Here is a 26775-nt window from a genome sequence, read left to right on the forward strand (position 1 = left end):
CACAAAAAACTAAAGCTTAACCCTCTTCATTATTAATCTCCGAGAACCCTATACATCGTAAATACCTGACGATAGGTATCTATCCCCTCTATCACATACTATAAATACCAAGGTAGCTGGTCCATCTAGTTGTTGAATAAGTTTTAAGGCTGCTGCAAATGCTCCGCCTGAACTCATGCCGGCAAAAATACCGTGTTTTTGAGCAAGTATGTGCATATGACTTATGGCTTCCTCCTTAGAAACATCAATGATAGTATCAACTCGATCCGCTTCATATATTGCAGGTAAAAATTCTGGAGACCATCTGCGAATACCCGGAATACTACTGCCAGCTGAAGGTTGAACACCGACGATTTGAACATCGTTGTTCTGTGATTTTAAATATCTAGATACTCCCATTATCGTTCCTGTAGTTCCCATACTGCTTACAAAATGAGTGATTTTATGTTGGCTGTCTTCCCAGATTTCCGGTCCCGTGGTTTTGACGTGAGCTTTATAGTTGTTTGGATTTCCAAATTGATTGAGGAGAACGTAATTGTCCTTTTGAGCCATTTCTTCCGCCAGGGTTCTGCTGTATTCTATTGTTTTTTCGGCTGGAGTCAAAATCACATTGGCACCATATGCCTTCATGGTTTGGACGCGCTCAACGGTGGAATTTTCTGGCATAATTAAGGTAATATCCAAACCTACCAATTTGGCTATCATAGCCAAAGCAATACCAGTATTACCAGAGGTGGCCTCTACAATATGACTTTGGGAGTTGAGTAAGCCAGACTCTAATCCAGCCATAATCATTTCTTTGGCTGCTCTATCTTTGACACTGCCGCCGGGGTTTTGGCCTTCTAGTTTGGCGAATAATTGAATATCATTGGGAATATTACTGTCCTTTATATTAACCATAGGTGTTTTGCCTATGAGGTCTAAAATGCCTTGCATATTATAGTAGTTTTTAATCGCTTAGTATGTTGGAAGAATTACTGATTGAATGTTTCGAATTGTTTTTTAAATTGGGTTGATAGTATATTTTAGAATGACTAGGTACACTCTTTGTGAGCCATACATTACCTCCTATAATACTGTGCTCACCGATAATGGTTTCTCCTCCCAAAATGGTGGCGCCAGAATATATAATGACATGATCCTCTATAGTTGGATGACGCTTGATAGACGCATAGGTCTTGTCGACACTCAATGCTCCAAGGGTCACATTTTGATATATTTTTACATGATTGCCTATGACTACAGTTTCTCCGATAACTACGCCAGATCCGTGATCAATGCAAAAACTATCTCCAATTACTGCATTTGGATGAATGTCTATTCCGGTTTTACTGTGTGCGTATTCAGTGAGTATCCTCGGTATATAAGGAAGTTTCAAACTGTGAAGTAAATGAGCAAAACGATATACAGCAATGGCATAAAATCCGGGATAAGATCGTTTGACCTCCTTGGTGTCTGTGGCCGCTGGATCCCCTTTACATATGGCTTCGGCATCCATTTCTAATTTGGCCTTTAATACTGGAATTTGATCGAATACCTTCTGTGCCAACTCTTCAGGAGAAGTATCTAAATGAAGGGATTGAAACATTGAGATGTAGTCCTGATGTAATTCGTCCATTTGGCCTTTGAATTCTTCAAGACTTTTGTATTCTTGGTTGGATAATTCCGGAAACAACATTTCTAAAGACATATTCATTAGCTTGCACACCACATCTGGTGAAGGCATTTTCCTAAGTCTTTGGTGTTCCTTAAAAAGAGTCTCTAAAAATGTGTATTTCATAAAAGCTTACATCTATTATTTTAATAAAAATCCACAGGGAAACAGAAGAATTGTGTTTCATTTTATTATTCACAACTCATAATATTAATAAAGGTATTAAACAATAACGTATAATCCTACTATCTAATGATAGACTATGAATACTTATTTTGTATAAATTGTTTAATGATCTTGATAAATATTCACATTAACTCAGTTATGGAGAAACTATTTTTAGCCTTGGATCGGCAGTAAGATCGAAGTTGGAAAATAATTTTTTCTCATATTTAAATTGTCCAGCTTTGGCTATCATGGCTGCATTGTCCACACAATAGGCGAGTTTGGGGATGTATACTTTCCAGCCTTCTTTCTCTGCCATATCATTCAGTCTGGTTCGCAATCCGGAATTGGCACTGACTCCACCTGCGATGGCTACGGAGCGAATGCCTGTAATGGCGCTGGCTTCTACGAGTTTTTCAGTTAGTATATCGACGATGGTCGATTGTAAGCTAGCACAGATATCGGCCAAATTTTCAGAAATAAATTCATTGTTGTTTTTCATTTCTCTCTGCAAAAAGTACAGTACAGCCGTCTTTAACCCGCTAAAACTAAAATTTAATCCCCCTGCCTGAGGTTTGGGGAAGGTATATTTTGCTTGCCCTGTCTGTGCCAATCGATCTATATGAGGACCAGCGGGATAAGGTAATCCTAGGTATTTACCCGCTTTGTCAAAGGCTTCTCCTGCTGCATCGTCAATGGTCTTACCCAATACTTCCATTTCCAACGGTCCATTGACTTGGACAATCTGTGTGTGTCCGCCAGATACGGTTAGGCAGAGAAAGGGAAAGGACGGTCGAGGTTCGTCGATAAAAAGAGCCAGTATATGGGCTTCCATATGATTGACCTCAATAATGGGTATGGACAGTGCCGCCGCCATGGATTTGGCAAAGGATACCCCCACCAACAATGAACCCATTAATCCAGGTCCTCTGGTAAATGCGATGGCCGAGAGGTCTGATTTTTTAATTTGAGCTTGGTCGATCGCTTGATTTACGACATAAATTATATTCTCAATATGTTTTCTGGAAGCGAGTTCTGGGACTACACCACCTAAATTTTTATGAACAATTTGACTTGATACAACATTTGAGGCAATTTTGTCATCTATAAGAATAGACGCTCCGGTATCATCACACGATGATTCTATGCCGAGTATAATGGTAGACATAATTTATTAATCTTAATGAGGTGTAAAAATCATCATTTTAGAAAAATAAATCATGAATCGCAGCGAACAATTTTAAATTTTTTTAATAAAAATGTTATTATTGCATAAATTGATCGTACAAAATCAAAATTGAAATGAGAATTGTAATTAACCTTCTTCTATTAGCCGCCGTAGTGCTTTTCGGATACTTGACATACTCTAGTATTCGAACCCCTATTGATTTCAAAGCAGAATTGGATAAAAGGGAATCTGTAATCATCCGAAAATTAATGAAAATTCGTACGGCACAGGAATTGTACCGTGACGTAACCAATGGTTCATATGCCAAAGACTGGGGTCAGTTGAAAGACACATTAACTACAGGAAAGTTGAGATTTATCAACATTGTAGGTGATCCAGATGATCCTAATTTTGACCCTACACAATTGGTAAGGGATACTACTTATAAAAATGCCATCGATACGGTTAAAGCTTTGGGCTTAAATCTCGATTCATTGAAATATGTACCTTATAGTGAGGGTAAGACCTTTGATATGGATGCCGATACTATGACTTTCAAATCTACATTGGTAAATGTAATTGAAGTAAAAACACCTTACAAAAACTTTATGGGACCTTATGCTGATATCAAATACAGCAAGTACGATCAAAGGTACAGCCCAGATAATGTTATAAAGTTTGGTGACATGACTAAACCAACCACAGCTGGTAGCTGGGATAGATAAATGAAGTATACGTCTACAAAAACGAATACTTATCAGAATAGGCTATCATTAATTGTATTTAATGATAGCCTATATTCTATATTATATAGTCGATCTAATAGTCAAGCCTTGGATGTGGTTTCTCTAAAAGATGGTGAAAATCTTAATAAAAGCATAGGATCCATCCTCGAAGAACATTATACCCAGAGTAAAATCGACTTCTCCTCTATTAGTCAAGTGAATCTCTGCTTTACCGACCAGAATTTTGAGCTTTTAAAAGATGGAGTATTAAACTACAACCAAGATCGATTGCCTAGTTTGTTGTATTACCATCAAGAATTTTTTAAATGTTCGGTTTCTCATCATCATGTAGTCGAACAAATGCATGGTTATCTTTCGAGAAATTTATTTAAACTGCAAGGGGGACACCTAATTTGGTTCCACCTGAGAAGAAATATTTTGTTTATATCCATTAGCAAGGGTAGATCTATGCTCACGGCTACGAGTTTTGTCGTCAGTAAAACTATGGATGTTTTCTATTATATATTGTTCAATGCACAATCTACCATGTCCAATAAGGCCGAATTGGAATCAATATTTGTTTCTGGAGATCTTTTGCAGTTAGAGGAATTACCAGAATTTTTAAATAGTAATTTTCCCGATCAGGAATTAATTACCCCAGAGGATATTGCATTGAATAAGATACCCATTCACAAATCGCTATACCCCTATTTTCCGGAAATAGCAATAGAAAGTTTATGAGAATTATTAGTGGATCTCTAAGAGGTCGCAAATTTTATCCACCGGCTAACAATTGGCCTACCAGACCGACTACAGATATTTCTAAGGAAGGTCTATATAATATACTACAACACAGGATTGATTTTTCTGAAGTAGAAATGTTGGATTTATTCGGAGGAACTGGCAATCACTGCTATGAATTTATATCGAGAGGTTGTCCACAGGTGACTTATGTAGATAGACATGGACCCTGTGTTCAATTTGTAAAAAAGACGGCAAAGGATTTTCGAGTAGAAGAAAATATTACCGTAGTCAAGAGCGATGTGTTTAAATTTATTCAATCCATCAATAAGTCATACGATTTTATATTTGCCGGCCCGCCTTATCCCTTAAAAAGAATCCCAGAAATTCCACCCTTAATCTTTAAACACGGATTGTTAAAGCCCAGGGGCTTATTTGTATTGGAACACAATCAAGATCACGATTTCAAGAATGAAGTTCATTTTGAACAGGTGAGAAAATATGGAGGAACCTATTTTTCATTTTTTTCATTCGATGATGTCGAAGAAGAAGAGGAGTAAGTATACTATCGTAAAAAGTTTAAGCTTAAAAGGTCGATTGTCATTGGATATTTTACCTTTGCTTTTTAAATAATTTTAATTTATGTGGGTTAGAGAAATATTAGAAAAAGAAATTCTTCAAACGCTGGTTCAATTATATCAATTAGACGGGGACAATATCAGTCCTACATTGAATGTTACAAGGACGGAGTTCGAAGGCGAATATACCTTGGTGCTATTCCCCTTAATTCCTAAGGTTCGGAAAAAACCCGAAGTCATGGGGGGTGAAATTGGAGATGAATTAGTAAACAAAGGGATAATCCAGTCTTACAATGTGGTAAAAGGGTTTTTAAATTTAACCTTAAATCCTCAGTTATGGACAGAGTTTATCCAATATGTGTGTCAAACAGAGGGCTATGGAAGTGCTCCTGCTAATGGCGAAAAAGTCATTGTAGAGTTTTCATCGCCCAATACCAATAAGCCACTTCACCTAGGCCATATAAGAAACATATTATTGGGTTGGTCTACATACAGCATTTTAAAAGAGCGGGGTTACGAAGTGATTAGAACCCAAATAATCAATGACAGAGGTATTGCCATCTGTAAGTCTATGTTGGCATGGCAGCTGTGGGGAGAAGGTAAAAGTCCTGCTGACTCGGGAGTGAAGGGAGATCATTTTGTCGGTGATTTTTATGTGCTATTCGAACAAAAGTTTCAAGAAGAATACAAAGCCTGGCAAGAGTCCGATGAGGGCAAAGCAGTATATAGTAAGGATAAAAAAGAAGGAGAAGAAGCCGAGGGTTTTTACAAAAGGATTAAGAATATTTATTTTAATCAATACAGCGTATTGGGAAGAGCGGCCAAGGATATGCTTTTGCGATGGGAGGCCAATGACGAAGAGACCATCAGTCTGTGGAAACAGATGAATGGATGGGTATACGAAGGATTTGAGTCAACCTATGAAGAATTAGGCGTGAGCTTCGATAAGGTTTATTATGAATCATCCACTTATTTGTACGGTAAGGAAATCGTTCAGATAGGGGAAGATAGTGGACAGTTTTATCGCAAAGAAGATGGTTCGGTATGGGTGGATTTAACCGATGCCGGAATGGATGAAAAGATATTGTTGCGAAGTGACGGGACTTCGGTTTACATCACCCAGGATCTGGGAACAGCTCATATGAGGTATAAAGATTATCAAGCCCATCGTATGATCTATGTAGTGGCCGATGAGCAAAATTACCATTTCGATGTGTTGTTTCAAATCAGTAAAATATTGAAAGAACCCTATGCCGAAGGTATGTACCATTTGTCATATGGTATGGTGGATTTGCCATCGGGTAAGATGAAGTCGAGAGAAGGGACAGTAGTCGATGCCGATGATTTGATGCAGGAAGTGAAGCAAGAGGCAAAAAATATAGCGACGGACAAAGGGGAGATCGGGACTTTGCCAGTGGAGGAGCAAGAAGAAATTTTTGGGAAAATAGGACTGGGAGCGCTGAAGTTTCACATGATCAAAGTTCAACCTAAAAAGAGAATGATATTTGATCCCAAAGAATCTGTAGATATGCAAGGTCAGACTGGACCTTATATCCAAAATGCCTTTGTGAGAATTAAGTCTATTATTAGAAAAATGGATGAAGTGTCTGACAATGGATTAAATGTCGATTACCTACCTTTTTCATTAGAAAAGGAATTATTGGTATTGTTGTCTGAGTATCCGATTGAATTAAACAAGGCAGCTCAGGAATACGATCCGTCAATAGTTGCTAATTTTGCTTATAAATTGGCCAAAACATATCACCGTTTTTACAATGAACATCGCATTTTGTCTGCAGAATCAGAGGACGCGAAATTGTTCCGTCTTGAATTGAGTAAAGGTGTGGCTCAGGTATTGGAAAGATCAATGAAATTATTGGGGATTGAAATGCCCGATAAAATGTAAATTATATAAAAAATATTAATAGGATGGAAGAGTCTAGAAATTTTATACAACAAATCATTGATGAGGATATTGCCAATGGCAAACACGGTGGTAAAGTCATTACGCGGTTTCCTCCAGAGCCCAATGGTTATTTACATATTGGCCATGCCAAATCTATCTGTCTTAATTTTGGAATAGCAGAGGAATTCAACGGTATTACGAATTTGAGATTTGATGATACCAATCCAACAACTGAGGACACGGAATACGTAGAAAGTATCAAAAAGGATATCCAATGGTTGGGTTTTGATTGGGAAGATCGTTTGTATTTCGCATCAGACTATTTCAATGATTTGTACCAATACGCTATAGAACTCATTAAAAAAGGGTTGGCCTACGTGGATGATTCTACCTCAGAAGAAATGGCCGAACAAAAAGGCGATGTAAATATACCTGGAAAGAATAGTCCTTATAGAGATAGATCGGTTGAAGAGAACTTGAGATTATTTGAGGGAATGAAAACCGGAGTCTACGATGAGGGAAGTAAGGTTTTGCGAGCCAAGATTGATATGACTAGTCCCAATATGAATATGAGGGATCCTGTCATGTATAGAATAAAAAAGACGGCCCATCACAGAACGGGCAATGATTGGAATATCTACCCAATGTACGATTTTGCGCATTGTATGTCTGATGCTCGAGAAGGCATTACCCATTCACTGTGTACTTTGGAATTTGAGAATCATAGACCGTTATACGATTGGTTTATTGAACAACTCGGGGTATTCCCTTCTCGACAAATCGAATTTGCAAGGTTGAATGTCGATTATATGATTACCAGTAAGCGAAAATTGCTTCGATTGGTGGAAGAGGGAATTGTTTCAGGTTGGGATGATCCGAGAATGCCTACCATTAGCGGGATGCGTAGGAGGGGATTTACTCCAGCTTCTATTAGAGAATTTGCCAAGAAAGTAGGGGTAGCGAAAAGGGACAATGCCATCGATATTTCCTTGCTTGAATTTTGTTTGAGAGCCGATCTCAATGCCATAGCTACTCGTGTCATGGCTGTGATGGATCCTCTCAAAGTGGTGATTACCAATTATCCTGAGGGAGAAGAAGAGTGGTTGCCAGCAGATAACAATCCAGAGGATGAAAATGCCGGTAGCCGATTGGTTCCTTTTGGTCGCGAAATATTTATTGAGCGTGACGATTTTATGATCGATCCACCGAAAAAATATTTTAGAATGGCCAAGGGCAGACATACGAGGTTGAAGAATGCCTATATTTTACATTGTGATGATTATATATTGGATGAGAGTGGGGAGGTAAAAGAATTGCATTGTACCTATGTGCCCGAGAGTAAAAGTGGTTCTGATACCTCAGGCATCAAAGCCAAAGGAACATTGCACTGGGTAAGCGCTTTACATGCCCAAAAGGTCGAAGTAAGATCCTATGATAGATTGTTTATGGATCCAGTGCCTGATGGACACGGTGATAGAGATTTTTTAGAATTTGTCAATCCAGATTCTTTAAGTATTGTAGAAAATGTTTTGGTGGAACCGGCCTTGGCCAAAGCTAAGCTCGGTGATTATTTTCAGTTTTTCAGAAAGGGATATTTTGTTTTAGACCCGAGCTCTAGCGATGATCATTTGATTTTTAATAGAACAATTACTCTTAAAGATTCGTGGTCCAAAATGCAGAAGAAGTAGTTATAGACAAGGTTATGTCTAGTTTTTTTAACGATTTCTGCCAACATAACTAAGAAATTAATTACTTTTAAAAATAATTTAATTGTAACCTTTAAAAAGAATTTAACTTATGAAACGAACGCGAGGATTATTTTTTCTCCTTATAGCTATAAGTGGAATGTTTTTCGCCTGTAGCGAACCAGCGCCAAATCAATTGACAGAAGCGGAGCAACAAGAAGGATGGAAATTATTGTTTGATGGTACATCATTGGATGGCTGGAGAGACTATCAAGGAGAAGGTGTAAGTGGACCTTGGACGGTTGAAGATGGTCAACTCATCGCATTGGGCAAAGGGAGTGATGGCAACGGTTACTTGGTTACAGAAGATGAATACGAAAATTTTATATTGACTTTTGACTGGAAGATATCAGAAGGTGGCAACAGTGGAGTTATTTATCATGCCTTAGAGAGACCGCAATATAAAGTCCCTTATGTTACAGGACCTGAATACCAAGTATTAGACGATGTTGGCTTTCCAGCTGAATTGGAAGATTGGCAGTTGACTGGTGCAGATTATGCCATGCATGTTGCCGATCCCGAGAAAAAGAAATTGATGCCAGTAGGAAAATGGAATACTTCTAAAATTGTATTTGATAACGGCCATGTAGAGCACTGGTTAAACGGCGAAAAAATTGTAGAGTTCGAAGCGTGGACTAAAGATTGGTTTGAGCGTAAGAATTCTGGAAAATGGGAGAATGCTCGTGAATATGGATTGGCTCACAGAGGTCATTTCTCAATTCAAGATCACGGTGCCAAAACTTGGTATCGCAATATGAAGGTGAAAGAATTGCCCCGTAAACCACAAAAATTTGACTTGTTCAATGGGAAAGATCTCAGTGGATGGGAAGTTTACGGTACTGAAAAATGGTATGTAGCTGATGGAGAGTTGGTATGCGAAAGTGGACCTGATGAAGCTTATGGTTATCTTGCAACACAGCGTTATTTCAATGACTTTGATTTAAGCGTAAAGTTTTTACAAGAAGCCAATGGCAATAGTGGAATTTTCTTTAGATCATTTATCGAGGACAAAGTTAAGATTTCTGGATGGCAGGTGGAAGTAGCTCCTCCGGGACACGATAGCGGTGGTATCTACGAATCATACGGAAGAGGATGGTTGCATCAAATTCCTGAAGACAAGGAGGGATTCTTGAAGATGGGAGAATGGAATACCATGAGGATTAAAGTTCAGGGTGACGAAGTAAATACTTGGTTAAATGGAGAATTGATGACATCCTTAAAGGATGACTTAATCGGTTCCGCTTCAGGTAGAATTGCCCTTCAAATCCACAGTGGTGGTGGTATTAAAGTAAGATGGAAAGATTTGGTAGTACAAGAGTTGTAATATCAAATTAAAATATATTGAAAAGCCTCAAAGAGTTATTCTTTGGGGCTTTTTTAGTGTATCTAATGTAAAATGCGTTTATAACTGACAATGTAAGCGACCAAGCAACTACGTCTTTATGCAGTAATCAATCGAGATGAACCTTTTGTAAAATGAACAGCTTAATTAATTAGGTTCTATCATAGAATACTCAGTCATACCCAGACATCTTTATAAATAAGTCCTGAAAGGACGTAGTCTAATAGCCGTGGGTGAAACCCACGGTATTGGAGATTAATCAACATTGATTTGGCGGACTTTTTGCATTGTCAATCTTCTGACTTGAAGAGATAATATTTTCAATTTTTGTAATTATATAGGAGGACAAATTGAGCAAAAAGTGTGACAAATCCATGTGAAAATTTTTTCAGTACTTTAGACCATATAATGATGAATTATAGATCAATCACGCCGGGAACATTGGCCAAAAACCTATCGAATTACGTTGCAGTCACGCCTTAACGTAGAGACGCAATGCCTTGCGTCTCCAAAAATAATATATGAGACGCACGGCCAACCCACCCTCGGCATCTAGCCTCGGTTCCCTCATCAAATGCCTATTTAAGGCATTTGGCTCTTCGAGCTTCATTCGGTCATGTCCTCAAAATGAATTAAAAGGTAAGCGACCAAGCAACTACGTCTTTATGCAGTAATCAATCGAGATGAACCTTTTGTAAAATGAACAGCTTAATTAATTAGGTTCTATCATAGAATACTCAGTCATACCCAGACATCTTTATAAATAAGTCCTGAAAGGACGTAGTCTAATAGCCGTGGGTGAAACCCACGGTATTGGCATCAAACAATGTTGATTTGGCGGACTTTTTGCTCTATAGGCTTTCTTGGACAGATAATCATTGTTTTAATTCAATGATACTAGATATAATATGATTATTTCGGCAAAAAGTGTGACAAATCCATGAGCATAACCATTCATGGTATCAATCAATTCACATAAATCTGTGATTTTGATAGAAAAATTATGTTTGCTGTCGATGGACGGTGTAATCACGCCTCGACACAGTGGAATTTTCCATAGGATTTATGTTGCAGTCACGCCGGAGCACAGTGGCCTCGGTTCCCTCATCCGATGGACATTTAGTCCATCGGGTTGCTCTATAGAGCAACTACATTCGGTCATCTTCACCAAAGGTCGATTTACGACCTTTGGTTGCCCTAAAGGGCAACTACGTTCAGTCATATTTAGGATCAATGGTTGCTCTATTGAGCAACTTCATTCGGTCATCTTTCGATGTATAATCTTCAAATAGTTGGAAAAATAACCGATAAATGTAACCGACAACTATTACCGCAATTGGTATTTAAATCCCAACGACAGTATAGATACTATCATATATAACCTATCTTAAGAAGGCAATCTGTCTAATGAAATATTGTCCAATTGTTTTTTGTATTCTTCCTTAACCTTGTTAAAGGCTGGCATATAGCTATCGTCCATAACGGCAGGTTCTGGGAGGTTTTCTCTTAAAGGATCAACCTGCTTGCCATTTTTCCAGAATCTATAGCATACATGAGGTCCGGTAGCCAAGCCAGTAGATCCTACATAACCGATGACTTCGCCTTGTTTTACATGAACGCCTTTTTTCATACCCTTGGCAAATTTGTTCATGTGTAAATATTGAGTAGAGTAGGTTTTGTCGTGTTTGATCTTTATGTAGTTTCCATTTCCACCTGTTCGTCCAATTCTTTCAATAACGCCGTTGGCCGTCGCATATATTTCAGTGTTGTATGGTGCCGCATAATCAGTTCCGAGATGGGGTCTTCTGGTCTTGAGAACGGGATGGAATCGATTCATGTTGTAACGGGAAGATATTCTAGAAAACTTTACTGGGGCCTTTAAAAAGGCTTTTTTCATAGGTCGACCCTCAAGGTTATAATATCCGTCGTACTGACCATTGTCAAATCCTATAGCGTAGTATTCTTTGCCGCTAGCCGAAAACCATGCGGCTTCCATTTGACCAATACTTACCAGTTCCCCTTCAACATATAATTCTTCATAGATGAGTTTAAACTGATCCTTGGGTTGAATGTGGTGAAAATCCACTGACCAAGCTAAAGCGTCCTCCATTTTCGCGGTGAGGACAGGTATTTGTTCCGATTCGATATCGTAATCCGAAAAAGCATTCCACAAAGAAGAATTGATTTCTCCTACAAATTCTTTTCTTACCGTATCTACTGCTCGTTGTCCCGGTTTAATTTCGGATTTTCCCTCGAGATCGAATACCAAGTAATTGATCTTATCTGGTTCGTAGATAAAATACTTGGCTTCATCGGTATCTAAATCCTTTAAGATTTTATATTTTTTACCGGCTCTAAGTGTGCGTACATCAAATACATCTTTGTTGGCATCCAAAATCGATAATAATGTACTATTGTCTACCCCAATATTTGCAAAAATTTCAGATAATACCTCGCCGTTTTTTATAACAGCTTCTTCAATATTGTAGCCCGATGTGTTGATATTGAATTCGTACTTGGGAATAGTAATGGGTAGTGAAGTAGATACCAATATACTGTTTTGATTAGATGAAGGAAAGAAACCTTCTTGCTTGGCACCAAAAGTAATAGTAACTAATAGAATGCATCCAAATATAATTTGCTTTGTGCTGGCTCGTTTTAGTGGAAATCCCATATATGACTTGGTTAAATTAAAGATAATAATACAAAAACTTCCTTTTGTATCTAGGTGCATTAACAATTTTCATTTCAAAATTTTAATGTCTTGATTCAAACGATAAAAATAAAAATATGGTCTTCAAAGAGTTAAAGATTTAACACTTTTCTAGCCATTCCTCATCGATTAAGATAAAGATATCTCAATATCCATGTTCAAAACAATAAAGACCATGCTAAATAAGATACTTTATTTTGGCTGTCCTCATTTGTTTCTACTGAAATGAGACGACAACAAGATACTGACATTTGGTAACAAATTAGTGTAATATTTGGATAGTATTATTATTTTCTATAAAAATAACATTAGAGTTTAAAGAAAATTCCGACTTGACTATTGGGTGCGGCCAAAATATTTTTACCGTAAGCCGCTAACGAGGTTGAAACTTCTATACCCCATTGATCATTAATAGAATAGGCTATTTTGGGTGTTATAGAGAGATAGGCTACATTGTTGCCAAAGATGCCATTGCTTTCTGTATTGGGATTATTAGTGGTTACTGGAGAAACATTTAAGAGATTCAGAGCTAGAAACCATTGGTCATTTATCGTAGTACCAATTTCAGCACCAAATCGGATTTCGTCAGAAAAGTCGGTAACTACATCTCCAGAAAGATATCCATATGTTGATTCTCCTCTATGATTATAGGCCGCCAATAAACTAATATATCCAATACCTATACTGGTAGAAGCTTCCAGAGCCAACATTTGATTAAATTCCCCGTCCCCAGTCTGCATCAACTCAGTGTGTCCACCTACATTGTTGCCCGTAGGTAATCCCAGCACAAAGGAAGCGCTGACTACCCAGCTGCCTTCAGTTATCAATCCGTACTTAATCCCTAAATCTACATCACCAAAACCATTCAATTCATCGCCTTCTTGTATGTATCCAGTCGACCTAGATTCTAAATTATTCAAGGTATTTCTAGCAAACAGAGGAATGTGACCTGTGATGGTCCATCGATCGGTTATACCGTATTCTCCGTAAAGTGAAGTGGAGTAGTATCCGGTAGTTGTAATGGGGATTTTCTTTCCATCTGGTCCAAAATACTGGTCACTGATAAGAAAACTTTGACCCAGTTTAAAATAACCTTTTCCTTTGGGTTGTGGCCATCCACCGCCTGCATATGCAGAGTTGACGGTAATTATGGCCAGCAATATATATAGCGAGGTGAGGAGGGAATATTTTTTCATTTTATTACTTTTTTATTTAAGTTCTGCTGCACCAAAGACTACGCTAAAAGGTTTACAATAGACTAGGACAAATTTGTAATCACTTACTTTTACTCCGTCGGGAATGGTATAAGTTTGAGTACCCGAATTTGATTTTATTGCACCCAAGTCAATTCCTCCCGATCCAGAATCGGCAGACTTACTTAAATATATTTGAAGCCCAGGGCCGGATTGTGTAGAAAAATCTTCTTGCAATGTCAGCGTTTTAGAGTCGGCTGATACTACAACAGAGCCAGAAACTCTGTGTCCAGTTTTGCCGACAAAACTTCCGCTATATCCGAGGTTTTCTTTAACTGCCAACGGAAATTCATTGGAGACAATACCATCTATTTCAGCAGTAATTTTTGTTTCCCCTGCTGCATGAGCCGTAGCCTTCCCATTGTTATCGATACTGGCAACTGCGGGATCAGAGGATTTCCAAACCACGGTTTCATTGAGTACTATTCCGGTTGTAGACCGTACTATGGCTTTAAACAAAGCTGTACCCCCGGGAATTAGGGTGGCTATTTCACTGGTAATAGCAATTCCCCCGATAATAGGTCCTTGATTGTTATTGTCTTGAATGACGGTAATCTGGCTACTGTCGATTTGAAGGCCATTGAGTTCGTCTTCGTATTGGGCAATAATAAATGTCGTACCCTCTGCCACTGCAGTAACTAAACCGCTTTCATTAACAGTAGCTACTGTGGGTTGGGTCGAAGTCCAGTCAACTTCAGTAGTAATTACTTCTCCTTTAATATTTTTTACTTCTGCGCTAATTTGAAAGTCTTGACCTATGGTTATATTAAATATTTCGGGACTTAGTTTTACTGAGGCTTGATTCAATATAAGAGCTTCTTCGGTATAGTCTGTGCCCACACATGAAAATATAGCCAACAGAGAGAGTAGTAATAGTGAGTATTTCATATTTATTTGTAATTCCTATTAATAGAAACGGTTAGATACCATTATAAGTACACCTAACTTTTGAAAAAGTTGAAAAAATTCCAAACTTTGACATTTAAATGTAAAAGTTTAGAACATATCTAACTCCAATCTTGCTTCATCACTCATCATGTCTTTGGTCCAAGGAGGATCAAAGGTTAAGTCTACGTGCACAGCAGATACCCCTGGCACTGATTTAGCCTTGGTTTCTACATCAAATACTATTTCTCCAGCCACAGGACAGGCCGGTGCAGTCAAAGTCATCACTATATATACCTCATTGTTTTCTCTTACATTGACTTCATAAACCAATCCCAATTCATAGATGTTTACGGGAAGTTCAGGGTCAAATACAGTTTGAAGTTGTTCTATGACGAGGTCTCTAATGCTAGACATAATTATTGAGATTTTAACTGTTGTTGTGCCATATAAGTATAGGCATATAATTTCATTTGCTTGACCATGGACAGCAATCCATTGGATCGGGTAGGAGACAGGTGGCTTTTAAGTCCAATCTTTTCGATAAATGTCAATTCTGATTGAGCTATTTCCGCAGCAGGATGACCGGATAAAACTTTGATCACTAAACTTACCAATCCTTTTGTAATTAATGCATCGCTGTCTGCAGTGAAGTAGACTTTGCCGTCTTTTTCTTCAGCGTGCATCCATACTTGAGATTGACAGCCTTTGATTAAATGCTCTGGGGTCTTATATGCGGCATCGATGATGGGCAATTCTTTACCGAGTTGAATGATGTATTCGTATTTATCCATCCAATCTTCGAAAAAAGAAAAGTCGTCAACTATTTCTGCTTGTGTTTGATCAATATTCATGTCTTATGTCGATTTACGAAAGCATTGCTTTGGCTCTTTTAATCCCAGTAACCAATCGGTCTACTTCCTCAAATGTATTATAAAATGAAAATGAGGCTCGAATTGTTCCTGGTATTTTGAAAAAATTCATTACTGGCTCGGTACAGTGATGGCCAGTACGAACAGCTATTCCCAGTTTGTCGAGTATTTCGCCCATGTCAAAAGGATGGATATCACCTACCATCATAGAGACAGCACCAGCTCTGTGTTTGGCTTGTCCAATAAATCGAAGTGAATCAATGGTGGACAATTGTTCAATAGCGTATTGGTATAGTAGGGCTTCGTATTTTTGAATATTTTCCAAACCAATGCTCTGTGTGTATTTCAATGCGGCATCGAGACCAATAGCTCCTTCAATATGAGGAGTCCCTGCTTCAAATTTAAACGGTAACTCATTGTACGTTGTTTTTTCAAAGGTTACTGTCTTTATCATTTCACCTCCCCCTTGATATGGAGGCATGAGGTCTAACCATTTTTCCTTACCATATAAAATTCCCATTCCCGTAGGGCCGAAAACTTTGTGACTTGAAAAAACGAGAAAGTCAACATCCAACTTTTGTACATCGATCGGAAGATGTTGTATCGCTTGCGCACTGTCGAGCAATACAGGAATGTCTGATTTATGAGCTTTTTCTATGATTAAATCAACGGGATTGACGGTGCCTAAGGAATTGGACACATAGGGCAATGAAACCAGTCGAACCCTGTCGTTCAATAATTTATCGTATTCGGAGAGTATTAATTCTCCATTTTCGTCCATTGGAATAACTTTCAACTCCGCACCGTATTGTTGACATACGATCTGCCAAGGTACAATGTTGGAGTGGTGTTCCATAGCTGATATAATAATGCTATCGCCGGGTTTTAAGAATGCCTTGGCAAAGGATTGAGCTACTAGATTGATACCATCTGTTGTCCCTTTAGTGAAAATTATTTCAGACTCAGAGCCTGCATTAATATATTGTTGAGCTGTTCGTCGTGCCGCTTCAAATCCATCAGTAGCCAATTGGCTCAAATGATGGACACCGCGATGCACATTACTGTTGTATTGGGTGTAATATTCAACTAGGCTATCTATTACTACCTGAGGTTTTTGAGTGGTAGCAGCGTTGTCAAGATAAACCAAAGGGTGGCCGTGAACTTCCGTTTGAAGAATGGGAAATTCAGCGCGTATTTTATGAATATCAAAGGGAATATCTATACTTTTCAATTTTTCCATCTTTCCAATTTTCTAATTCCCATTGTGTCAATTTATCACAACAGTCTGTCACTTACTCTAAAAAAACCTACACCAATCTTCTAGACCAACAAGGCTTTACCCAACATGGTTTGTGAAATCGCCTCATTAAGTAAATCTTTTATTTCAAGATTTTCTATTTTTTCGGTAACGTCGAAAGCGAATGCGTTGACCAACATACTTCTACCATCTTCTTCGTTGATTCCTCTCGCTTTGAGATAGAACAATGCATCGGGATCCAATTGACCGATGGTCGATCCATGACTACATTTTACATCATCGGCGAAAATCTCTAATTGTGGTTTAGAGTATATCGTAGCAAAATCACTAAACAATATGTTATTATTTTGCTGAAAAGCATTGGTTTTTTGCGCAATTGGATGTACATATACCTTACCGTTAAATATTGCTCTAGAGTGACCCATCATGATACCTTTGTACATTTGATTACTCTCACAGTGAGGTTCTTGGTGATCGACCAAAGTGTGATTATCCACCAATTGATGGTCGTTGGTCAAATACAATCCATACATATGAGAATCAATGTTGCTGCCCTCTAGTGCTAGGTTTAAATTATTTCTTACGAATGAGTATCCAGGTAGGGTAAAGGTGTAATTATTGTATTGACTATCACCTTCTTGCTCCACTTCTGTATGTTCGATTAGTCGTAAGCTAGCATCTCCTTTTTGCAATTTATAGTGCTGTAATTTTGCATTGGCTGCTACTCTGATCTCTGTTACGGCATTGCGCAGTAAATGAGATTCGGTATTTAGATTCTCAAAACTTTCAATGATTTCAGCTTGACTGCCAAATTCAGCAATAAAAATGTTTTTTGACTGCTGGAAATAGTGTTCGCTCGAATCACCTAAATGCACGAGATGGATGGGCTTGTCCAATACTTTATTTTTCTTGATTTGGATGACTATCCCACCTTGGAATAAAGCGGTATTTAAGGCAATAAAAGGGTTGCTTTTGTTATTGCGATCCTTATTCAAGATTTCATCTATGGCCACCTGATCCCAAACATCTTCTACTGCTGCAATAGAGATTGAATCATCACTTGGAATATTGGACCATTGAGGTTGATAAATACCATTTATTAAAATCAAGGTATATGCATCTAATCCCTGACCAAAATACCCCTTGTCTTTTATGGCTTCCTCGTATGAAGATGTAGTAGGTATTGGAGTGAAACTAAAATTATCTTTTAGGATGGGCTTCACATTGGTATATTTCCAATCTTCATTTTTAATGGTAGGAAAACCCAGTTGTTCAAATGTCGCAAAGGCTTTACCACGCAGTTTTTGAATCGAATCACCTTCCGAAGATTGTCCAATAGCACACAAAGATTCGAATTTATTTTTGATTTGATCTTTTAGATCGATTTCCATTTGAACTAACATTTATGTCTAAATTATACCGTTTTATTTAATATATCTTCCTTGATCCAGTCATATCCCTTTTCTTCCAACTCCAAGGCTAATTCTTTGCCACCTGATTTTACAATTTGACCATTGGCCAACACGTGGACTACGTCGGGTACGATATAATCCAATAATCGCTGGTAGTGTGTAATGATAATAAAGGCATTGTTTTCTGATCTCAATTTATTGACCCCATTGGCTACTATTCTAAGAGCATCGATATCTAAGCCAGAATCGGTCTCATCTAGAATAGACAATTTAGGTTCCAACATAGCCAATTGAAAGATTTCATTTCTCTTTTTTTCTCCACCGGAGAATCCTTCATTCAGCGATCTATTGGCCAATTGAGTATCGAATTCAACCAATTGTTGTTTTTCTCTCGTTCTTTGCAAAAATTCCTTAGCCGATAATGGGGGCAAACCACGGTGTTCTCTAACATCCTTAATGGCCGTTTTCAAAAAGCCCAAGTTAGATACACCTGGTATTTCTACCGGATATTGGAAAGCCAAGAAAATTCCTTCTCTCGCTCTGATTTCAGGATCCATATCTAGAAGATCTTTGCCTTCAAATTCTATACTTCCACTGGTTACTTCGTAATTATCTTTACCTGCCAGTACAGAGGCCAAAGAGCTTTTACCTGAACCGTTAGGTCCCATGATGGCATGAATTTCTCCTGGTTTTACTTCTAAATTGATTCCCTTTAAGATGTTATTTCCTTCCACGCCAGCGTGAAGATCCTTAATTTTAAGCATTAATTCTTTTTTTGATTGCATAATTAAATGTTACCCTACACTTCCTTCAAGGGTCAATGATAGTAATTTTCTCGCTTCCACAGCAAACTCCATAGGCAGTTGATTCAAGACTTCTTTGGCATAGCCGTTGACGATGAGGGCAACAGCTTGTTCTGGATCAATTCCCCTCTGGTTGAGGTAGAAGATTTGATCTTCACCGATCTTCGAGGTTGTGGCCTCGTGCTCCAACATAGCACTTTTGTTTTTGGATTCTATATATGGAAAGGTATGTGCTCCACATTTATTCCCTATAAGCAGGGAATCACATTGAGTGAAATTTCTTGCGTTGTCGGCGCGATTGCCTATTTGAACTAACCCTCTATAACTATTATTACTTTTTCCGGCTGAGATACCTTTAGAGATAATTCTGCTCTTTGTGTTTTTTCCAATATGGTTGATCTTGGTTCCCGTATCGGCTATTTGGTGATTTTTGGTCACGGCTACCGAGTAAAATTCTCCTGAAGAGTAATCGCCCTTGAGGATAACACTGGGGTATTTCCATGTAATGGCTGATCCAGTTTCTACTTGTGTCCACGATATTTTGGAGTGATCTCCTTTGCAGATACCTCTTTTAGTCACAAAATTGAATATACCACCTTTCCCGTCTTTATCTCCTGGAAACCAATTCTGAACCGTAGAGTATTTGATTTCTGCATTTTCATGGGCAATCAATTCTACTACGGCGGCGTGCATTTGATTCTCGTCGCGCATCGGGGCTGTACAGCCTTCTAAATAGCTGACATAACTATCTTTTTCAGCGATGATTAAAGTTCGCTCAAATTGCCCAGTATTTTGTGAATTTATTCTAAAATATGTAGATAATTCCATTGGGCATCGAACGCCTTCGGGAATGTATACGAATGATCCGTCAGAGAATACAGCTGAATTCAATGATGCATATATATTGTCGGTGTATGGAACTACTGAGCCGAGGTATTTCTGAACCAATTCGGGATGATTTTTCACTGCCTCACTCATAGAACAGAAGATAATGCCGTGCTTGGACAATTCTTCCTTATATGTCGTAGCTATAGATACACTGTCAAATACAGCATCTACTGCCACACCAGCTAAGGCTTTTTGTTCGTTCAATGGAATACCCAATTTGTTGAAAGTTGCGATAAGTTCGGGATCTACTTCATCCAAACTATTTAACTTTACTTTTTCTTTTGGTGCCGCATAATAGGAGATGGCTTGAAAATCAACATCCGGGGCCTCAAAGTTTTGCCATTGAGGCATTTCTGATTTTTTAAAAGCTTCATAACCCTTTAATCGCCAATTCAATAACCATTCCGGCTCTTCTTTTTTGGCAGAAATAAATCGGATTACTTCATCATTCAGACCTGGAGGCAGTACATCCATCTCGATGTCAGTCACAAATCCAAATTCGTATTCCTTTACGGTTAAGTCGTCAATTATTTCATTTTCTGTCTTCATTCTAACATTTTTACAACTTGCATTTAGTATAATTTATTGGAAAGCAATAAATTGAGCAAGTGTTTGTGTTTTGGATCACGGCTTATTTTGTAACGATAACGATCCATTATTTTCTTAAAATAGCTGCAAAATTACTTCCTTTATAGCTAATAACAAAAGGTTTGCACTTAAGTTTATTTAGATTATGTATAAATCTTTTCAGAATCGGAAGAAGGGATGGTTTTGGATGGCTTATATATTGGAGTTTGAGGCACCGGCGAGTACGACAACAAATTCTCCTTTAATACTCGGTCTAGACGAGAGATCGGCGTGTACTTCTGACACGCTACCTCTTATATATTCTTCGTGGATTTTGGATATTTCTCTTGCCACGCATATCATTCGATCTGGCCCACAATTTTCTATGCATTCGTTTAAAAATTTAACAATACGATAGGGAGATTCGTAAAATATCATGGTCTCTTCGCATTGAGATAATTTTTGCCATTTCGTCGCTCGACCCTTTTTGTGCGGTAAAAATCCTTCGAAATAGAATCGATCACAGGGTAGACCTGAACCAACCAATGCCGTAACAAAGGCTGATGGACCCGGCAGGCTGACTACGGGAATATCGGCTTCGATACAGGCTCTGACCAATAGAAACCCAGGATCTGATATGCCTGGTGTTCCTGCATCGGATATCAAAGCCATGGTCTTGCCATCTGTCATTTCTTCGATCAATGTAGATAATCGACGATGTTCGTTGTGACTGTGAAACGAAGTACATGCCGTTGTTATATCATAATGACGAAGTAGTCTACTGGATTGCCTTGTATCCTCAGCCAAGATATGATCAACTTCCTTGAGGACTGATATACCTCTAAAGGTAAAATCAGCTAAATTGCCAATGGGTGTGGGTACAAGATATAGCATTAAGCGAGCACTGCTAAAGTGAACTCGTATTTTTCCATTATGGTATTCACCAATAATTTTTGACACGCTTGGTCAACGATTTCACTTGCTTCAGCTTCATCCGCAGCTTCCACTTCCAATTCAACATGTTTGCCGATTCGCACTTTGTCAATGGCGTGAATACCTATGTTGGGTAAGTTTTTGGTTACGGTTTTGCCCTGTGGATCTAATAGTTCGGCATGGGGCATAATCTGAATCTCAGCAATAAACTTCATATTAATACGATTTGTGAACAGCAAAGATATTGAAGTTCTTTTACATAAGAATGGGAAATAAGATGGATTTTTAAATTTTGTCAATTATTGTCTCTTTCAACAAAAAACAACAGCCAGTCATAATCCTGTCTGGCTTTGATAAATCTGGAAAGAAGAGGAAATTGAGTTATGATAGATTTTATAAGATAATTTCTTCTTTACGGTAAGCCCGTGCTAATGCGAGAAAATATTTGTAATTCCTGACACTCGAAATGCGGAATGCATTTAATGATTAATTAATATTTCTCCATGGGAAGTGAACTGATTTTAATCATAGGGGGATTTCTAAATTAGTGGAATAAAAAAATGTAATTTTTAATTTATATTAGATGGGATAAAAAGTGTGTTGCTCATCTAGAAGATGGATCTAAAGGATAATCGACAACGCGGTTTTGGATATCGTAGATTGAATTGGTATTTGAATAATTTGTAGTTGACAATTATTGAATAGAAGATATGATTTCATCCTCAGGAAGATGATTGAATCTATAATATTGTATAGTGGTATTGATGAGTCGGGTTGTACATTGGAAGTTGTAAGATTTGGGGCAATAACCATAGTTTGAAATCCTTATCAAATGGCTACGATATTGACCACTTTGGGAAGAAATCCGTCCTATAAGGGCAAAATCTATTTCGATGGTCTTTTCCATAAAAATAAATCCTAATCATGCAGAATAATTAAGTTGTTATATGAAGTCAAATATTTCATGGATTCGATATATCGTAGTTGGCCTTTTCTTTTTGATAATATTGGTTACGGGATTTGATTTGTATCGGATCTCTCAGTATAAATCTTTTCCAATTAGGCCAGTGGAAAAGATAGAAGTTCTCGAATCCCAACTATATTACAACTTGGTCAATGGGCATGATTTTCGTTGGCAGGATTTAGAAGGTAGTTTGAATTATATTAAGAATGAGTATGATTGTTCTGATTTCAGACTGGTCAATTTGATTCGCATTTTATATGAATATGAATCTCAAATCCCAGAGGAGTGGATAGCGAAAACCGAAGAAGTGGTGTTGGGTTTTAGATATTGGTGGGATGAACCTGGAGAAAACTCTATGTGTTATTGGAGCGAGAATCATCAAATTCTATTTGCCTCGGCAGAGTATTTGATCGGCCAAAAATATATGGATGATGTTTTTACTAATAGCGGTATTACTGGTCACCAGCATATGGAAAAGGCTCGGATTCGGATAATGGATTGGCTGGAGATGAGATGGAATTATGGATTTACAGAATTTTTTTCCAGTGTATATTATAAGGAGGATATAGCTGCATTAATCAATCTTATTGATTATGCAAAAGATGAAGAAATTGTAGAAAAGTGTAGAATAATCATGGATTTACTGTTTTACGATGTAGCCTCACAAAATGTAAATACGATGTTTATATCTGCCAGTGGACGTGGTTATCATTCCAATAGGAAGGGAGGTCAAGATGCTACTTTGGGGGGATTGACTCAGTATTATTGGGGCAATGGCCAAGAAATTGGTCCAGGATTAATGTATGGACTAATGATTAGTGAGAATTATAAGTTGCCCCCTGTTTTGAAAGCAATAGCCGAAGATAGTTCGACAGTAATTGTAAAGCAAAGTAGCGGATTGGATATTTCAGATCTTGAGAAGGAAGGATTCTATGGTACAAATAATCAAGGAATGATGATGCAATGGGGGATGGAAGCGTTTGTAAACCCGGAGATTGTAAGACATTCCCTTGCTCATATCAGAAATAATAACATGTTCTCCAATGGATTTATCAGTGATTTTAAGTTATTGGATTTTACGATGTTAGACTTATTGCATTTGGAGCCATGGGTTGTCAAAATAATAGATTCTCCCTTCCAGGGAACCGCTATTCAAAGGGGGAATACCTATACTTATAAAACAGCAGATTATTCAATGTACACAGCACAAAGTCATCATGTAGGTGAATATGCCGACCAACACCACGTATTTGGAATCAATGTCAGTAATGCATTCGCGATATATCATACACATCCAGCTTTACATAAGCGCAAAGCTTCTTCTACTCCCAATTATGAAGTGGGCTATGGTCGTCTTCCACATTCTGTACAGGATATGAATGTCAATTTGTCTATATACGTAATTCCAGAAAAAAAGTCTTGGATGGAAAAAGAACTTTTAGATTATACCTATGCCTACTTCCCAATGCAAAAAATGGATTCATCTGTTGTCATAAACAATTATGCCTTTGGTATGAAAGGACAAAGCTATTTTGCATTTATAGGTTTTCGCCCATTCATTGAGAGTACTGAAGTAAATAATGAAATTATACAAGAAGGTAATCAAGTATATTGGATAGCTGAAGCAGGTTGTCAATCAGAAGATGGATCTTTTGAGAATTTTAAAAATCGTATACAAAACAATGAAGTGATTTTTAATGAGGATGAATTGATTTTGAGTTATAGATCAAAGGATAGAGATTATAAATTGAAATACGGTGGAGAGTTTACAGTCGACGGAAAAACTATGGATACTAATTACCGCCGTTATCAATCTCCATATATCCAAGCATCGGCTAAATCAAGAACATTGGAATTTAGATTTAAGGAAGATTATCTATACCTCGATTTCGAAAACGGCAAACGAGATTGGGGGAGGTTAGGTGAAGGATAGAGATGGGGTGAGGGCAGATTGTAAAGATGGTAGTGAATCTTCATTTATTTTTTCAAAGTCTACTTTGAATTTTTCAATCAAATCACTATTTTTCTGCCTTTAAAATGAAATTATTTGTCTGTATTATTTTATTAAAATCGCTACTATCCTAAAGAAATTTCTATGTTTTTATTTATTCCCCTAAAAACTAAAAAGAGTACAAAATTAAAAGTTTTCGTTTCTATTTTTTTGTACTTATTGGTGTTGCAGTTTGTTGTGGCTCAAAAATCTGATGCAGAAGGCAGTATGGATCATCCTTTACTCCAGAGATTCAATCAATCATACATCTATGATTATGAAGAAACCTCCTTTGATGTGTACACGATAGTCACAGGAGGAATGGAGGATTCAAAATTTTCTTCAACCCTAGAAGTAGAAGGAAGGATATACAGGATATTTTATAGTTTGCCCACCGATGCTGGGTCGAGTTATGAGATATATTCTAATTATATGAATGCATTAAAGTCCCATGGAGCTACCATCCTTTTTAGCTGTAAAAATGTAGGAGATTGTGGCAAGTATTTTTGGGATGAATTGAGAGGTGTGGACAAGAAATTACTTCTTCCAGCCTATTATGGGGAAGAAATGGCCTATATAGCCGCCAAGTTTAGCAAAGATGGCAAGGGGTATTATCTCACCGTAATTCCAGGGTATGGACTTGGAGAACAAGGTTATCATATCACTGTGGTAGAAGTTCAAGAAATGGACCAACAAATTAGTTTGGAGGGAATAGAAAAGGCCATGTCAGATCAGGGCAAAGTTTCACTATATGGTATTTTATTTGACACAGGATCGGATAAATTAAAAGAGAGTAGTTTTACTGAGATTGATTTGATTGCTCAATATTTAAAGAAAAATAAAGATAAAAAAGTATACGTAGTAGGACATACTGACAATACCGGTTCCTACCAGAATAATATGGATTTGTCTGAAAGAAGAGCGGCCGCCCTCAATAAGGTATTAGTCAGTAAGTATAGGATAGCGGAAAATCGTTTGACCGCGGCTGGCGTAGGTCCATTATCCCCTGAGAGTAAAAATACCACAGAAGAAGGTCGACAAAAGAATCGACGAGTAGAAATCGTCCTTAATGAAATATAATGGGGAGATGAATTTTCTGACCTAAGGTGTAATGCCAAATACGTTTACTATTGTCGGTTATATTTCGATTTATTGTTGTAGAGTCACGACTAAATGAAGTAGTCTGAAAGACTACCAAATGTCCATATACTGGCCAACCCATCCACGACACGGTGGTGAAATACCTAACAATTTATAGGGCTGTCACGCCTTAACGTAGAGACGCAATGCCTTGCGTCTCCAAAAATAATATATGAGACGCAAGGCCAACCCACCCTCGGCATCTAGCCTCGGTTCCCTCATCAAATGCCTATTTAAGGCATTTGGCTCTTCGAGCTTCATTCGGTCATGTCCTCAAAATGAATTAAAAGACCACGCCGGAGCACAGTGGCTCCGGTTCCCTCATCTGGCTTACCCACCCAAAGCCAGTGGCTTTGGTGCCTTCGTCATTGGTAGATTGACTACCAATGTTCTTGCGGACCCTACTCAGTTAGATTTAGTCCATCGGGTTGCTCTATAGAGCAACTTTATTCAGTCGTGTATTTTGCTCGTTCACCCACGACACAGAGGTCGTGGTTCCTTCATCCAAACAAACCCACTTGGAGCCAGTGGCTAAGAACCTTTCGAAATACGTTGCAATCACGCCGGAGCACAGTGGCTCCGGTTCCCTCATCTAGGCTCACCCACCCGGAGCACATTGGCTCCGGCTCCCTCATCCAATCCATATTTAATGGATTGGGTACTTCGTACTGCATTCGGTCATATTAAGGACATCGGGTTGCCTTTTGGGCAACTACATTCAGTCATCTCGAAATCTTTTCCGTCATTATAAAATGTAATTCGTATAATTTATAATATCCTCAAAATATTGTTTTAGGCAAATATTTAACAATGTTTCTAATTGAACAAAAAGAATTTTTCTATTGTTGAATTTATGTATATTTAAAGAAGAGAGCAGCTTGAATTTCTATTGTTGTATTTAGATCCAACTGAATCCATGAACAGTTTTGGATGTTTATTGGAACTTCATCAATTATTGAACTACATTGAATGCTTCTGAGTCGAAAAAGGGAAAAGGCGGAAAAAGATCTCTTTTTTATTTTATCCTATGATGTTCTATTATATGGATTGGTAGTTAATGCGGAGAATAAATA

22 protein-coding genes are annotated in these 26775 nt (G+C 37.9%); 8 read left to right on the forward strand and 14 right to left on the reverse strand.

Translation table 11 applies throughout. From position 1 onward, the window contains the following. Window positions 1–48 precede the first annotated feature (48 nt). The 3 genes from cysM to tsaD all read right to left on the reverse strand — a co-directional run bounded on the left by cysM (window position 49) and on the right by tsaD (window position 2987). The gene (cysM, locus tag LVD51_RS09740) at window positions 49–936 is read right to left on the reverse strand and encodes a cysteine synthase CysM (protein WP_236971038.1); all 888 of its coding nucleotides are present in this window, start codon (window positions 934–936) and stop codon (window positions 49–51) included. Between the two features lie 13 nt (window positions 937–949). Then, window positions 950–1780, reverse strand: a complete 831-nt coding sequence (locus tag LVD51_RS09745) for a serine O-acetyltransferase (protein ID WP_236971039.1) — start codon at window positions 1778–1780, stop codon at window positions 950–952. A 196-nt stretch (window positions 1781–1976) separates the two neighbouring features. Beyond that, a complete protein-coding gene (gene tsaD / locus LVD51_RS09750) occupies window positions 1977–2987 on the reverse strand; it encodes a tRNA (adenosine(37)-N6)-threonylcarbamoyltransferase complex transferase subunit TsaD (RefSeq protein WP_236971040.1) in 1011 nt (336 codons plus the stop codon). A 134-nt stretch (window positions 2988–3121) separates the two neighbouring features. On the opposite strand from tsaD, the gene LVD51_RS09755 reads away from it, so the two are divergent. The 6 genes from LVD51_RS09755 to LVD51_RS09780 all read left to right on the forward strand — a co-directional run bounded on the left by LVD51_RS09755 (window position 3122) and on the right by LVD51_RS09780 (window position 10006). Next, a complete protein-coding gene (locus LVD51_RS09755) occupies window positions 3122–3712 on the forward strand; it encodes a hypothetical protein (RefSeq protein ID WP_236971041.1) in 591 nt (196 codons plus the stop codon). Further along, a complete protein-coding gene (locus LVD51_RS09760) occupies window positions 3713–4453 on the forward strand; it encodes a hypothetical protein (RefSeq protein ID WP_236971042.1) in 741 nt (246 codons plus the stop codon). Continuing rightward, complete coding sequence (locus LVD51_RS09765) at window positions 4450–5013, forward strand: RsmD family RNA methyltransferase (protein WP_236971043.1); 564 nt, start codon at window positions 4450–4452, stop codon at window positions 5011–5013. Before LVD51_RS09760 ends, LVD51_RS09765 begins: the two co-directional genes overlap by 4 nt. 82 nt (window positions 5014–5095) lie before the next feature. Then, complete coding sequence (argS, locus tag LVD51_RS09770; protein ID WP_236971044.1) at window positions 5096–6937, forward strand: arginine--tRNA ligase; 1842 nt, start codon at window positions 5096–5098, stop codon at window positions 6935–6937. 23 nt (window positions 6938–6960) lie between these two features. Then, the gene (locus tag LVD51_RS09775; RefSeq protein WP_236971045.1) at window positions 6961–8625 is read left to right on the forward strand and encodes a glutamine--tRNA ligase/YqeY domain fusion protein; all 1665 of its coding nucleotides are present in this window, start codon (window positions 6961–6963) and stop codon (window positions 8623–8625) included. A gap of 109 nt (window positions 8626–8734) precedes the next feature. Further along, on the forward strand, window positions 8735–10006 hold the full coding sequence (locus tag LVD51_RS09780) for a 3-keto-disaccharide hydrolase (RefSeq protein ID WP_236971046.1): 1272 nt from the start codon (window positions 8735–8737) through the stop codon (window positions 10004–10006). Between the two features lie 1405 nt (window positions 10007–11411). On the opposite strand, the gene LVD51_RS09785 is transcribed toward LVD51_RS09780, so the two are convergent. The 11 genes from LVD51_RS09785 to purS all read right to left on the reverse strand — a co-directional run bounded on the left by LVD51_RS09785 (window position 11412) and on the right by purS (window position 21823). Beyond that, window positions 11412–12698 carry a M23 family metallopeptidase gene (locus tag LVD51_RS09785; RefSeq protein ID WP_236971047.1) on the reverse strand — a complete coding sequence of 429 codons (1287 nt, stop codon included), beginning with the start codon at window positions 12696–12698 and terminating at the stop codon, window positions 11412–11414. 347 nt (window positions 12699–13045) lie between these two features. After that, window positions 13046–13933 (reverse strand): hypothetical protein, encoded by an 888-nt coding sequence (locus LVD51_RS09790; protein WP_236971048.1) that lies wholly within the window; start codon window positions 13931–13933, stop codon window positions 13046–13048. 12 nt (window positions 13934–13945) lie between these two features. Continuing rightward, complete coding sequence (locus LVD51_RS09795) at window positions 13946–14878, reverse strand: DM13 domain-containing protein (RefSeq protein WP_236971049.1); 933 nt, start codon at window positions 14876–14878, stop codon at window positions 13946–13948. A gap of 108 nt (window positions 14879–14986) precedes the next feature. Continuing rightward, on the reverse strand, window positions 14987–15292 hold the full coding sequence (locus tag LVD51_RS09800) for an iron-sulfur cluster assembly protein (RefSeq protein ID WP_236971050.1): 306 nt from the start codon (window positions 15290–15292) through the stop codon (window positions 14987–14989). A gap of 2 nt (window positions 15293–15294) precedes the next feature. Beyond that, on the reverse strand, window positions 15295–15729 hold the full coding sequence (locus tag LVD51_RS09805) for a SufE family protein (RefSeq protein WP_236971051.1): 435 nt from the start codon (window positions 15727–15729) through the stop codon (window positions 15295–15297). A 13-nt stretch (window positions 15730–15742) separates the two neighbouring features. Further along, on the reverse strand, window positions 15743–16987 hold the full coding sequence (locus LVD51_RS09810; RefSeq protein WP_236971052.1) for an aminotransferase class V-fold PLP-dependent enzyme: 1245 nt from the start codon (window positions 16985–16987) through the stop codon (window positions 15743–15745). 80 nt (window positions 16988–17067) lie between these two features. Then, window positions 17068–18396: a Fe-S cluster assembly protein SufD gene (gene sufD / locus LVD51_RS09815; RefSeq protein WP_236971053.1), complete on the reverse strand. Its 1329-nt coding sequence runs from the start codon at window positions 18394–18396 to the stop codon at window positions 17068–17070. A 23-nt stretch (window positions 18397–18419) separates the two neighbouring features. Further along, the gene (gene sufC, locus LVD51_RS09820) at window positions 18420–19181 is read right to left on the reverse strand and encodes a Fe-S cluster assembly ATPase SufC (RefSeq protein WP_236971054.1); all 762 of its coding nucleotides are present in this window, start codon (window positions 19179–19181) and stop codon (window positions 18420–18422) included. Between the two features lie 30 nt (window positions 19182–19211). Continuing rightward, entirely contained in the window at window positions 19212–20657 is a 1446-nt protein-coding gene (gene sufB / locus LVD51_RS09825) for a Fe-S cluster assembly protein SufB (RefSeq protein WP_236971055.1), read from the reverse strand. Between the two features lie 231 nt (window positions 20658–20888). Next, complete coding sequence (gene rsmI / locus LVD51_RS09830) at window positions 20889–21569, reverse strand: 16S rRNA (cytidine(1402)-2'-O)-methyltransferase (RefSeq protein WP_236971056.1); 681 nt, start codon at window positions 21567–21569, stop codon at window positions 20889–20891. Further along, on the reverse strand, window positions 21569–21823 hold the full coding sequence (purS, locus tag LVD51_RS09835; protein WP_236971057.1) for a phosphoribosylformylglycinamidine synthase subunit PurS: 255 nt from the start codon (window positions 21821–21823) through the stop codon (window positions 21569–21571). The genes rsmI and purS overlap by 1 nt, the downstream gene beginning before the upstream one ends. A gap of 732 nt (window positions 21824–22555) precedes the next feature. Between purS and LVD51_RS09840 the strand changes: the two genes are divergently transcribed. Together LVD51_RS09840 and LVD51_RS09845 are read left to right on the forward strand one after the other, a co-directional pair. Next, window positions 22556–24505 (forward strand): hypothetical protein, encoded by a 1950-nt coding sequence (locus LVD51_RS09840; RefSeq protein WP_236971058.1) that lies wholly within the window; start codon window positions 22556–22558, stop codon window positions 24503–24505. 162 nt (window positions 24506–24667) lie between these two features. Continuing rightward, on the forward strand, window positions 24668–25642 hold the full coding sequence (locus LVD51_RS09845; protein ID WP_236971059.1) for an OmpA family protein: 975 nt from the start codon (window positions 24668–24670) through the stop codon (window positions 25640–25642). Window positions 25643–26775: the final 1133 nt, after the last annotated feature.

This window comes from Membranihabitans marinus (assembly GCF_021729155.1).
Lineage (GTDB): Bacteria > Bacteroidota > Bacteroidia > Chitinophagales > Saprospiraceae > Membranihabitans > Membranihabitans marinus.

Bases quoted from the DNA above. Each gene is read 5' to 3' on its own strand.
- cysM (WP_236971038.1), bottom strand. From the start codon at position 936: ATGCAAGGCATTTTAGACCTCATAGGCAAAACACCTATGGTTAATATA.
- LVD51_RS09745 (WP_236971039.1), bottom strand. From the start codon at position 1,780: ATGAAATACACATTTTTAGAGACTCTTTTTAAGGAACACCAAAGACTT.
- tsaD (WP_236971040.1), bottom strand. From the start codon at position 2,987: ATGTCTACCATTATACTCGGCATAGAATCATCGTGTGATGATACCGGA.
- LVD51_RS09755 (WP_236971041.1), top strand. From the start codon at position 3,122: ATGAGAATTGTAATTAACCTTCTTCTATTAGCCGCCGTAGTGCTTTTC.
- LVD51_RS09760 (WP_236971042.1), top strand. From the start codon at position 3,713: ATGAAGTATACGTCTACAAAAACGAATACTTATCAGAATAGGCTATCA.
- LVD51_RS09765 (WP_236971043.1), top strand. From the start codon at position 4,450: ATGAGAATTATTAGTGGATCTCTAAGAGGTCGCAAATTTTATCCACCG.
- argS (WP_236971044.1), top strand. From the start codon at position 5,096: ATGTGGGTTAGAGAAATATTAGAAAAAGAAATTCTTCAAACGCTGGTT.
- LVD51_RS09775 (WP_236971045.1), top strand. From the start codon at position 6,961: ATGGAAGAGTCTAGAAATTTTATACAACAAATCATTGATGAGGATATT.
- LVD51_RS09780 (WP_236971046.1), top strand. From the start codon at position 8,735: ATGAAACGAACGCGAGGATTATTTTTTCTCCTTATAGCTATAAGTGGA.
- LVD51_RS09785 (WP_236971047.1), bottom strand. From the start codon at position 12,698: ATGGGATTTCCACTAAAACGAGCCAGCACAAAGCAAATTATATTTGGA.
- LVD51_RS09790 (WP_236971048.1), bottom strand. From the start codon at position 13,933: ATGAAAAAATATTCCCTCCTCACCTCGCTATATATATTGCTGGCCATA.
- LVD51_RS09795 (WP_236971049.1), bottom strand. From the start codon at position 14,878: ATGAAATACTCACTATTACTACTCTCTCTGTTGGCTATATTTTCATGT.
- LVD51_RS09800 (WP_236971050.1), bottom strand. From the start codon at position 15,292: ATGTCTAGCATTAGAGACCTCGTCATAGAACAACTTCAAACTGTATTT.
- LVD51_RS09805 (WP_236971051.1), bottom strand. From the start codon at position 15,729: ATGAATATTGATCAAACACAAGCAGAAATAGTTGACGACTTTTCTTTT.
- LVD51_RS09810 (WP_236971052.1), bottom strand. From the start codon at position 16,987: ATGGAAAAATTGAAAAGTATAGATATTCCCTTTGATATTCATAAAATA.
- sufD (WP_236971053.1), bottom strand. From the start codon at position 18,396: ATGGAAATCGATCTAAAAGATCAAATCAAAAATAAATTCGAATCTTTG.
- sufC (WP_236971054.1), bottom strand. From the start codon at position 19,181: ATGCTTAAAATTAAGGATCTTCACGCTGGCGTGGAAGGAAATAACATC.
- sufB (WP_236971055.1), bottom strand. From the start codon at position 20,657: ATGAAGACAGAAAATGAAATAATTGACGACTTAACCGTAAAGGAATAC.
- rsmI (WP_236971056.1), bottom strand. From the start codon at position 21,569: ATGCTATATCTTGTACCCACACCCATTGGCAATTTAGCTGATTTTACC.
- purS (WP_236971057.1), bottom strand. From the start codon at position 21,823: ATGAAGTTTATTGCTGAGATTCAGATTATGCCCCATGCCGAACTATTA.
- LVD51_RS09840 (WP_236971058.1), top strand. From the start codon at position 22,556: ATGAAGTCAAATATTTCATGGATTCGATATATCGTAGTTGGCCTTTTC.
- LVD51_RS09845 (WP_236971059.1), top strand. From the start codon at position 24,668: ATGTTTTTATTTATTCCCCTAAAAACTAAAAAGAGTACAAAATTAAAA.